The sequence below is a fragment of the Streptomyces bobili genome (genome assembly GCF_002154575.1).
GTDB classification, from domain to species: Bacteria; Actinomycetota; Actinomycetes; order Streptomycetales; family Streptomycetaceae; genus Streptomyces; species Streptomyces bobili.
The window spans coordinates 1-9315 of record NZ_MUBA01000288.1 but is presented as its reverse complement, the minus strand read 5'-3'; the positions used below and the strand labels follow the sequence as shown (position 1 = coordinate 9315).

Here is a 9315-nt window from a genome sequence, read left to right as displayed (position 1 = left end):
TGGCAGATCCAGGCCGGCGACACGCCGTGGAACCGGTGGATCGACGGCCTGTATCTGCCAATCGGGGTGCGCTGCGGGGGATCGCCAGGAGTGTCCGTGCAGGGATTAAGCGGACGCGTGTGCGGAATGGGGCGGTGTTCAATGGCGGGATGTCCGAACTCCTGGAGCCGTTCGCCGGTCCGCCCGCCCCCCTGCTCGATGGCTACGGCCTCCGGTTGCGGGCCTGGGACCCCGAGTCCGCCGACGATGTCGACGCGTGGCTGCGCGGGCATCTCGATCCCGAGTTCCTGCGCTGGAACACCCCGCTGAGGGACATCACGGACTCCGCCGCAGCTCGGGAGTCGCTGCGCGGGAAGGTGGCGGCCATGGAGGCCGGGACCGGGGTGACCTTCTGCGTCACGGACGCGGAGGACGGGACGGTCCTCGGGCAGGTCGGCCTGAACGTCGTCGACCGCGTGCAGAGCTCCGCCAACGTCGGCTACTGGGTGCTGCCCGAAGCGCGCGGCCAAGGCGTGGCCGCACGGTCCCTGCGGCTGGCCACGGTCTGGTTCTTCGCCCACGTCGGGCTCCACCGGCTGGAGTTGGGCCACGGCATCGGCCACGAGGCGTCCTGCCGGATCGCCGAGCGTTGCGGGTTCCGTTACGAGGGCACCCTGCGCGGCGCGATGTGGGAGGCCGGTCGCCGGGACGCCTGGCGGGACGTCCACTGCCACGCCCGCCTCGCGACGGACCCCGACCCGGCCTGGCGGGGCTGACCTCGTGGGGTCCGCGATCCATGTGTACGGGTTCTGCGACGGCGAGGTCGTCCAGCTGGACCGGGCGTCGGTCCGGGAGGTGCTCCGGCGGTACGCCCCGTACGAGGTGGCTGAGGGGGAGCCGGTCGAGTGGGTACGTGCCGCCGACGGCAGTGAGGCCGATGTGGACGTCGGTCACGGCGTCGTCTTCGGCCGGCCGGGGCCGGGCGTCCTCGACATCATCGCCGAACTTGCCCGCCGCACCGGCGCGGCCGTACTGCTCCTCGACGGCGACCGGTCGGTGATCGTGACGAGCGACTCCGACCGCCTGCACCTGCCGCCGGACCTCCGGACGAACGTGTTCGTGATCCCGCCGCCCGCCCTGACCGGCCGGGCGATCAGCCTGGTCATCAACCCGCAACCGGAACAGCGCCGTCGGCCCGTGCTCCCGCCGTTCCCCTACTACGCCGACCCGGTGGGGACGGGCGCGGTGGTCGCCGCCGACGAGACGTGCGCCTGCTGCGGGCACGACCAGGGGTGGATCTGTACGGGCGCGGTGCACGGGGAGGACGTACCGGCCGGGCGCCTCTGCCCGTACTGCGTCGCCTTCGGCACCGCCGCGAAGCGTCACGGCGCGTACTTCAACGAGGTCCGGGCGGAAGGGCTTTCGGAGGCGGCCGTCCGCACGATCCGCGACCGCACCCCGGCGGCCGACGTGTTGGGTGAGCGCCCCTGGCCCGCGCACTGCGGTGACGGGGCGGTGTACGTCGGGGACGGCGCGTTCCGCTGCCGGGCCTGCGCGGCCGAAGTCATTCAGGACGGGACGGGGTTCGCCGGTCGTAGTGGCGACGGGCGTTGAGGTGCGCGTTCGGTGCTTGACTGAGGTCATGTCGACGACTCTCGGGGCGCCCCGGCCGGACCAGGCCTCGTACATGTTGCGGGCCGCGGCGGCGGAAGCCGGACGTGCGTACAAGGCGCGGCTCATCGAACGGCTGGACCTCGCGCCGGGGCAGACCGTCCTCGACGCGGGCTGCGGCCCCGGCACGGACCTGCCCGCGCTGGCGGAACGCGTGGGCGAGGGCGGCGCGGTGATCGGTGTCGACCGCGACCCGCGGATGCTGTCACGGGCGCGCGAGCGTACGGCCGGGCTGCGGGCGGTGGAACTGTGCGAGGGGGACGTCCACGCGCTGCCCGTCGCCTCCGGTGCGGTGGACCGGGCCAAGACCGACCGCGTCCTGATGCATGTGGCCGACCCGGCCGCAGCCCTGTCCGAACTGCACCGCGTGACCCGCCCCGGCGCGCTCGTCGCCCTCGCCGAGCCCGACTGGGACACCCTCGTGGTCGACTCCGACGACCTCGACACGAGCCGCGCGTTCACCCGCTACACCACCGGGTACGCCGTCCGGAACGCCACCATCGGCCGCAGCCTCCCCCGCCTCGCCGCGGCGGCCGGCTTCCGCGTCCAGGACGTGACCGCGACGACCCCGGTCTTCCGGGACTTCGCCGACGCCGACCACACCCTCGGCCTGGGTCGCAACCTCCAACAGGCCATCACCGACGGCCACATCGACGAGGCGCGGGGCCGCCGGTGGTTCGGGGGACTGTCGCGGGGGCCGTTCTTCGCGTCGTTCACGCTGGTGACGGTGATCGCCGTCAGGCCTACAGCAGGTGGTCGGCCTTTCCGGCCTTGATTTCGAGGATGAGGGTGCGGAGGGCTTCGTGGGTGTCGGTGAGGGGGGTGTCTTCTTGTCCGGCGACGGCGATGTAGGCGTTGCCGGTGGTGTCGGTGCCTATGCGGAAGCAGTTGGCGCCTTCGGCGCAGTAGGGGTCTTCCCAGGTGATGTCGTTCATTCGGGGCTCCTCAGAAGTGGCTGGCGATGCTGCGCATGAAGTCGCGTGACGGGGCCTGCGGCAGGGACGCGGATTCCATCCAGTCCAGGTGCGCGCGGTACTTGTCGAGTTGGGACTGCCCGTGCAGGAACTCGGGGCCGTGGGCCGAGTCCAGTTCCACCGTGTCCAGTTGGGGTACCGGTCCCTCGGCGTAGATGACGGCCTGCCCGGCCCCGGGGAAGGCCCCGGCCCGGAACGGAATCACGCGTACGTCGATGGTGTCCTGCTCGGACAGTTCACAGAGTCGGTCGAGTTGCGCCCGCATGACCCTGGCGCCGCCGAACTCGACGCGTAGAGCGGCCTCGTGGACGTACCCCACGTAGGTGACGGGGTCGTCGCGATGCAGGACCTGCTGGCGCTGCATGCGGAGCGCCACGCGCAGTTCCACCTCGCTCGGTGACAGGGGAGGCAGGGCTGCCGCGAACAGGGTGCGGGCGTAGGCGTCGGTCTGGAGGAGGCCCGGCACGTGCATGGCCAGACCCGCCCGTATGCGGCGGGCGTGCCATTCCAGCTCCGCGATGTCCATGAGGGCTGCCGGGAGTTGGCCTCGGTACGAGTCCCACCAGCCTCGAGTACCTTCGGCGGCGATGTCGGCCAGCGCGTCGATGTAGGCCTGGTCGTGGCAGTCGTAGTTGCAGGCGAGGGTGCGCAGCCGGTCCGGCGTGATGACCCGGACGCCCGCCTCGATGTTCGACACCTTCGCTCGGTCGACACCGAGGATTCCCGCGGCTTGCTCCGTCGACACCTGCGCTGCCAAGCGCATCTTCCGTAGCTCCGCTCCCAGACGTCTCTGGCGCTGGCTGGGTGTTGCCCTTGGCGGCATGTGTCCCTTCCTCCCGTGGTCGCGGCGCCAGTCTGCCCCCTTTCCACCGCACGGGTCCACCAATGCGGGTGGCAATTCCGTTGAATGAGTGGCAAGGCGCCACCGTAATCCCCTACAGTCTGCAACAGCTCGACTACAGAGCCGTCACAGAACCCCCGGAAGCGCATCACCCGTGTCCGCCCGCGTTCTCCTCCCCTGGGAGGGGTGGGCCCGTGTCAGGGAGACAGGCCACCGGGTTTTCAACCTCGCCCTCACGCAAGGGAGTTGCCATGAACCTGGACACGGTGTCCTGCCAGTCGCCGACCACCGCCCCCGCCGCCGGCCCTTTCCTCCGGGCGGCCCCGGAGGACCTCGCGTACAGCCTCACGCTCCCCGCCGCGCCGCGAAGTCCCGGCGTCGCCCGAGCCGTCACACGTACGGTGCTCCCCGCGCACGGCCTCGCCGAGGCGACCGACGCGGTCGTACAGGTGGTCGGCGAACTGACCGCCTGTGCCTGCCGGTTCTCCACCACGGAGGTGTACGTGTCGCTGCGCTTCCGGGACAGTGCCCTGCGCGTCACGGTCTACGACGGCCACGCCAGGCATGCCAACGCCCACCTCGGCGCGGCCTGCGACCTGTACCGCCGGGTCTCCCTCCGCGTACTGGACCGGGTGGTCCGGGCCTGCCGCGGCGAGTGGGGCATCGGCGGCGACCGTGAGTCGGGCGTGGGCACCCGCATGTGGGCGGTGCTGCCGCACGCGGGGGCGAGCGGGTATCTCACCGGCGACCGCACGCACGAGTGACGGCAGCCGACGAGCGGGCTGCCGTGTGTCGTGGGAGCTGTCGAGGAGAAAACCGACCTTCTCGCTGCGACGCCGACGACCGGTATTCCCAGGCATGAGGGGCGGGACGAACCGTCGGTCACGGCCGGCCTGATCCAAACGACAGCCCCTAGCCCTGTTCTTCTGCCTCACCCGGTGTCCCGCCTCGCGAGTTCGTCCTCGACCGCGCGGAGCATCTCGCGCCACTGCCGAGCGGCCTTGGGGCTACGGCCCATGCCCCGTGCCGCGGCATGCTCGACCCGCTGGGCGGCGAAAGCCCGGCGTTCCCTCAACTGCTCGGCGGACAGGCTTGGCAGATCGGCGTACCAGTTGTCGTAGAGCTTCCAGCGACTCATGGCACCAGAGTGCCGACCACCACGACGCGAGCGCTCCCCGATTTCTCAGCCGCCGAGTCCCGCGCGCTACGCCCTCCTCCCGAACCCCTCCGGCAGCAGCTCGGTGGTGACGAAGGCGACCACCGCCGCCAGGATCACCAGGGGCACCGTGTCCGCGCTGCCCAGCAGCAGGGCGACGAGCACCACGCTGCTCACGGGGAGCCGCAGGGTGGCCGCCGTGGCCGCCGCCATGCCGGCCGCCATGCCGGGTACGACGCCGAGGCCCGGCAGCGGGGCGAGGAGTACGCCGGTGGCGGCGCCCAGGAAGAGGGCGGGGAAGACGGGACCGCCGCGCAGGATGCCGAGGCACAGGGCGTAGGCGACGCCCTTGAGCGCGAGGACGGCGAGCAGGGCGCCGACTCCCCAGGCGTGCGGGTCGGCGGCCAGTTCGCTCAGCGTGGCCTGTCCGGACGAGGCCACCTCGACCGGTGAGCGGTCGGTGATCAGCGCGTACAGGGCCGCACAGGCCCCGGCGCCCAGCGCGCAGACGACGGTCCGTACGCGCACAGCCTTCTCGGAGAACGCCGCCACCCGTTGTCCCGCGGTCAGCACCAGGTGCACCACGACGCCGACGGCCGCCGCCATGAGCAGGGTCCACAGCACGTCTCCGACGTCCGGACGCGGGGGTGCCTGCGGCAGTCGGAGGCCGAGGGAGCCCGTCTCCAGGCCGGTCCAGCGGCCGAAGCCGGTGAAGACGAGGGCTCCCACACCGCTGGACAGCAGGGCGGGCAGCATGACCGCGAACAGGCGGGGTCCGCCCATGCCCGCGACCTCGATGAGGAGCACCGCGGCGACGAGCGGACTGCCGAAGATCGCCGCGATGGCCGCCGCGGCGCCTGCCGCACCCAGCAGCGCGTTGCTCTGTACGGTCGCGGGTGCTCGCGCGAGGTCCCGGAACAGCAGGGCGAGGCCACCGCCCAGGGCGATCAGCGGGGCCTCCGGTCCGAGGACGGCGCCGAACGGCAGGCTCGCCACCGCCGCGAGGACCACGCCCGGGAGGGCGGTCGACGAGGCGCCTCCCGGGTGCAGGCCCGCGGCCGGGATGTGACCGCCCCGGCCGGGCAGGTGCGCGGCGACCAGGCCGACGACCAGGCCCGCGACGAGGAAGAGGGGCAGGGGCCACCACCACGGGGGGTCGTCCCACCCCAGGCCGTGCGGGACGTCCGCCCACAGGACGTGTTCCAGCTCGTGCAGACCGACGAGGAACCAGAAGGCGGCGAGCGCCACCGGAACGCCGATCAGGGCGCAGAGGACGAGTGCTTTGAGATAGCCGGGAGCCCGCAGTATGTCCCGCAGACGGTCCGCTTCTTCGGGCTGCTGTCCGGGCTGCTTTCCGGCGGCGGAAGGATCGGGCCGGGCGCTCGGCTCCGTCATCGGGATTCTCCCCTTTGCTTCTCTCTGCTCCCCGCCGTTTTCCCGTTTCCCTTTGCCGACTTTCTCGCGGATGCGGGAGGTGCGCCAACGCTCGTTGCACATGCCGGTTCACCGGTACGGCTGTATGAATGACGTAGCGCATTCTTGATCGGAGGGAACCGTGGACGACTACCCGCTCCTCAACCTCTTCTGGACGATGCTGTGGCTGTTCCTGTGGGTCATGTGGTTCTTCCTGCTGTTCAAGGTCATCACGGACATCTTCCGTGACCACACGCTCAGCGGCTGGGCCAAGGCGGGATGGCTCGTCTTCGCGCTCGTCCTGCCTTACCTCGGCGTCCTCGTGTATCTCGGCGTCCGCGGAAGGAGCATGGCCGAACGGGATGTGCAGCAGTCCAGGGAGCAGGAGGCGGCCGTCCGTCAGTACATCCAGAAGGCGGCGGGCACCGGGGGCGGTTCGGTGGACGAGTTGCACAAGCTTTCCACCCTCCGGGACAAGGGGGACCTCTCCCAGGAGGAATTCGAGAAGGCCAAGACCAAGCTGCTGGCGTAGGTGCCGGCACAGGAATTCCCGTGACGGAGTGAAAGCCCATGGCTCAGACCGGCGCAGACCACAAGGCACACACGCCGTTCCTGTCCAGGCCCGGCGTCCGTCGCCTCGTACCGTTCGTTCTGATCAGCGCGATCGCCCTGGTCTTCATCTTCGAGAACCGCGAGAGCGTCGAGATCCGCCTGCTCATCCCCCTCGTGACCATGCCGATGTGGGGTGCCCTTCTGATCGCCTGGGCCCTCGGCATACTCGCCTGCGCCTTCACCCTGCGTCGCCGGTCGAAGCGCCACTCACGACGACCGGACGGCCGGACGGATCTCAGAAAGTGACCCCCACTCCTGTCCCGAGCCTCCGAGCCTCCGGGTCTCAGGGCCAGAGCAGCCCCAGCGACCAGCCCCCCTCACCCCGCCGGTAGGCCATCCGTACGTGCCGGCGCCGCGCGTCCCCCTGGAAGAACTCCACCTCGTCCGGGCGGAGTCGGTACAGGGTCCAGGTCGAGGACTCGGCGGCGGGGTTCGAGCCGGCCTCGTCCCAGGCGGCGGACGACGCGGTCGCCAGGGTCTCCAGTGACGGCAGGGTCTCGCTCTGATGGCCGGTGAGGGCTGCGGCCAGTGCTCCCGTCGACCGGGCGTGCAGGTCGGCCCGCGCTTCGGCCGCGGGGGCGACGGACACCGGGCCGCGGAGACGGACCTGGCGGCCCAGTGCGGGCCAGTAGAAGGTGAGGGCCGCGAAGGGGCGGGCGTCGAGCTGGCGGCCCTTGCGGCTGGTCGCGTGGGTCGCGAAGGACCAGCCGTGCTCGTCGGCGCCGTGGAGCATGACGATCCGCGCGTCCGGGAGGCCGTCCTCGTCCGCCGTCGACAGGGTCATGGTGTGCGGCTCGCGTTCGCCCGCCGCGACCGCCTCCGCGAACCAGGACGTGAACAGTGCCAGCGGCTCGGCCGGGGCCGCCGCCGGGTCGAAGGGCGGCAGCTCGGTCACCTCCGGGTCCCACACCCGCAGCGACCTCAGCAGCTCGTGAAGATCCGTTCCCATGGTCCGAGTATCGGCCACCCCGCGCGACACCTAGGACCTGCCCAGGACCACCGTCCCCGACGAGCAGAACCAGCCGCCCGTCCCCGAGGCCACCCCCAGCCGGGGGAGTCCCCCGTCGCGGCGGCGTACCTGGCGGGTGCCCGCCTCGCCGCGCAGTTGCCGTACCGCCTCCACCAGGAGGAACAGGCCGCGCATACCGGGGTGCTGGGCGGAGAGGCCGCCGCCGTCCGTGTTGACGGGGAGGTCGCCGCCGTCGACGCGGAGGCGGCCCTTCTCGACGTACGCCCCACCCTCGCCCTTCGCGCAGAAGCCGAGGTCCTCCAGCGTCACCAGCGTCATGTAGGTGAACGCGTCGTAGATCTGCGCGAAGTCCATCTCGGCCGGGGTGACTCCCGCGCGTGCGAAGGCGAGCCTGCCGCTGACCGCCGCCGGGGTGACGGTGAAGTCGTCCCACTCGGTCATGCTCGCGTGGGACACGTGCTCGCCGGTGCCGAGGATCCACACCGGGTCGGTACGGCAGTCCCGCACGTACTCCTCGGCCGCCAGCAGGACCGCCGCGCCGCCGTCGGAGCGGACGCAGCAGTGCAGCTTCGTGAAGGGGTCCGCGATCACGGGGCCGGACAGGACCTCGTCGACCGTCAGCGGCGTGCGGAACATCGCGTCCGGGTTCAGGGCCGCGTTGGCCCGTGCCTGGACCGCGACCTCCGCCAACTGCTCGATCGTCGTGCCGTGTTCGATCATGTGGCGGCGGGCCGCCATCGCGTACTTGGCGATCAGGGTGTGGCCGTAGGGCACCTCGAACTGGAGCGGGCCGCGCCCGCCGAACGCGTACGTGCCGGTGCGGCGGCCCGCCCGCACATCGGCGCGGGCCGTCGAGCCGTACGCCAGCAGCACCGCGTTCGCGTGACCCGCGCCGATCGCGTCCGCCGCGTGCGCCGCCATCACCTCCCAGGTCGAGCCGCCGACCGAGGTGGAGTCCACCCAGGTGGGGCGCAGGCCCAGGTAGTCGGCCACCTCGACCGGTGCGAGCGTGCCGAGTCCGGCCGAGGCGAAGCCGTCGATCCGCGAGCGGTCGAGACCCGCGTCCGCGAGGGCGCGGCGGGCCGCCTGTGCGTGCAGCGCGTACGGCGTCGCGTCGTCCACCCGGCCGCAGTCGGACAGCGCCACCCCGACCACGGCCACCTTCCGCTTCCCCACCGTCATGAATCTGACGGTACATCAGATCCAGCGGTGTTCGGCAGGTGTCGGATGTCTGGGAATCCCGCCCTCTCGCGCCTAATATGACGCGCCGTCAGATATCGAGGGGAGTTCCGTCCATGGACCCCAGCTTCACCGCCGAACAGGACGAGATCCGCCGCACACTGCGCGAACTGCTCCGCAAGCGCTCCGGCCCGCACGAACTGCGCGCCGCCCTCGACACCCCCGCCGGGCACGATCCCGCCCTGTGGACCGCCCTCGCCGACCACCTCGGCCTGCCGGGCCTCGCCCTCCCGGAGGCGTACGGCGGTGTCGGCTGCCCCGTCGCCGACCTCGCCCTCGCCTGCGAGGAGACCGGACGGACCCTCGCCCCCTCCCCGCTCCTCGCCACCTCCGTCCTCGCCGCGCCCCTGATCCTCGCCCTCGGCACCGACGCCCAGCGCACCGCCCTCCTCCCGCGGATCGCCGCCGGCACGCTCACCGCCACCCTCGCCGGCCCGGCCCCCGCACCCTCCGCCTGCCC

The 9315-nt window shown here is 71.9% G+C and carries 13 protein-coding genes; 7 read left to right on the top strand and 6 right to left on the bottom strand.

What is annotated here, in order from left to right; translation table 11 throughout:
* Positions 1 to 149: 149 nt before the first annotated feature.
* From BZL64_RS23125 to BZL64_RS23115, 3 genes are read left to right on the top strand one after another with little or no spacing between them, the layout of a single operon-like run.
* Positions 150 to 755, top strand: coding sequence for a GNAT family N-acetyltransferase (locus BZL64_RS23125; protein ID WP_086771118.1), 606 nt, complete (start codon positions 150 to 152; stop codon positions 753 to 755).
* A 4-nt stretch (positions 756 to 759) separates the two neighbouring features.
* The gene (locus tag BZL64_RS23120) at positions 760 to 1593 is read left to right on the top strand and encodes a CbrC family protein (protein WP_086771117.1); all 834 of its coding nucleotides are present in this window, start codon (positions 760 to 762) and stop codon (positions 1591 to 1593) included.
* A gap of 28 nt (positions 1594 to 1621) precedes the next feature.
* Positions 1622 to 2425 (top strand): methyltransferase domain-containing protein, encoded by an 804-nt coding sequence (locus BZL64_RS23115; protein ID WP_086771116.1) that lies wholly within the window; start codon positions 1622 to 1624, stop codon positions 2423 to 2425.
* On the opposite strand, the gene BZL64_RS23110 is transcribed toward BZL64_RS23115, so the two are convergent.
* Together BZL64_RS23110 and BZL64_RS23105 are read right to left on the bottom strand one after the other, a co-directional pair.
* Positions 2394 to 2585 carry a hypothetical protein gene (locus BZL64_RS23110; protein ID WP_086771115.1) on the bottom strand — a complete coding sequence of 64 codons (192 nt, stop codon included), beginning with the start codon at positions 2583 to 2585 and terminating at the stop codon, positions 2394 to 2396. The two genes, BZL64_RS23115 and BZL64_RS23110, sit on opposite strands and share 32 nt — an antisense overlap.
* Positions 2586 to 2595: 10 nt before the next feature.
* Positions 2596 to 3447: a helix-turn-helix domain-containing protein gene (locus BZL64_RS23105; RefSeq protein WP_086771114.1), complete on the bottom strand. Its 852-nt coding sequence runs from the start codon at positions 3445 to 3447 to the stop codon at positions 2596 to 2598.
* A gap of 269 nt (positions 3448 to 3716) precedes the next feature.
* Here BZL64_RS23105 and BZL64_RS23100 point away from each other — a divergent pair, with 269 nt between their 5' ends.
* Complete coding sequence (locus BZL64_RS23100) at positions 3717 to 4229, top strand: ATP-binding protein (RefSeq protein WP_244205450.1); 513 nt, start codon at positions 3717 to 3719, stop codon at positions 4227 to 4229.
* A 167-nt stretch (positions 4230 to 4396) separates the two neighbouring features.
* On the opposite strand, the gene BZL64_RS23095 is transcribed toward BZL64_RS23100, so the two are convergent.
* Positions 4397 to 4603: a hypothetical protein gene (locus BZL64_RS23095; RefSeq protein ID WP_086771113.1), complete on the bottom strand. Its 207-nt coding sequence runs from the start codon at positions 4601 to 4603 to the stop codon at positions 4397 to 4399.
* Between the two features lie 66 nt (positions 4604 to 4669).
* Positions 4670 to 6016, bottom strand: a complete 1347-nt coding sequence (locus tag BZL64_RS23090) for a chloride channel protein (RefSeq protein WP_086771112.1) — start codon at positions 6014 to 6016, stop codon at positions 4670 to 4672.
* Between the two features lie 160 nt (positions 6017 to 6176).
* On the opposite strand from BZL64_RS23090, the gene BZL64_RS23085 reads away from it, so the two are divergent.
* Both BZL64_RS23085 and BZL64_RS23080 read left to right on the top strand, forming a co-directional pair.
* Complete coding sequence (locus BZL64_RS23085) at positions 6177 to 6566, top strand: SHOCT domain-containing protein (protein WP_086771111.1); 390 nt, start codon at positions 6177 to 6179, stop codon at positions 6564 to 6566.
* A 38-nt stretch (positions 6567 to 6604) separates the two neighbouring features.
* Positions 6605 to 6892, top strand: a complete 288-nt coding sequence (locus BZL64_RS23080; RefSeq protein WP_086771110.1) for a hypothetical protein — start codon at positions 6605 to 6607, stop codon at positions 6890 to 6892.
* 37 nt (positions 6893 to 6929) lie between these two features.
* Here BZL64_RS23080 and BZL64_RS23075 read toward each other — a convergent pair whose 3' ends face one another.
* Together BZL64_RS23075 and BZL64_RS23070 are read right to left on the bottom strand one after the other, a co-directional pair.
* The gene (locus tag BZL64_RS23075) at positions 6930 to 7595 is read right to left on the bottom strand and encodes a pyridoxine/pyridoxamine 5'-phosphate oxidase (RefSeq protein ID WP_086771109.1); all 666 of its coding nucleotides are present in this window, start codon (positions 7593 to 7595) and stop codon (positions 6930 to 6932) included.
* 30 nt (positions 7596 to 7625) lie between these two features.
* The gene (locus tag BZL64_RS23070; protein ID WP_086771108.1) at positions 7626 to 8798 is read right to left on the bottom strand and encodes a thiolase C-terminal domain-containing protein; all 1173 of its coding nucleotides are present in this window, start codon (positions 8796 to 8798) and stop codon (positions 7626 to 7628) included.
* Positions 8799 to 8911: 113 nt separating this feature from the next.
* Between BZL64_RS23070 and BZL64_RS23065 the strand changes: the two genes are divergently transcribed.
* On the top strand, positions 8912 to 9315 hold a 404-nt coding region (locus tag BZL64_RS23065; RefSeq protein ID WP_143663284.1), incomplete at its 3' end, for an acyl-CoA dehydrogenase family protein.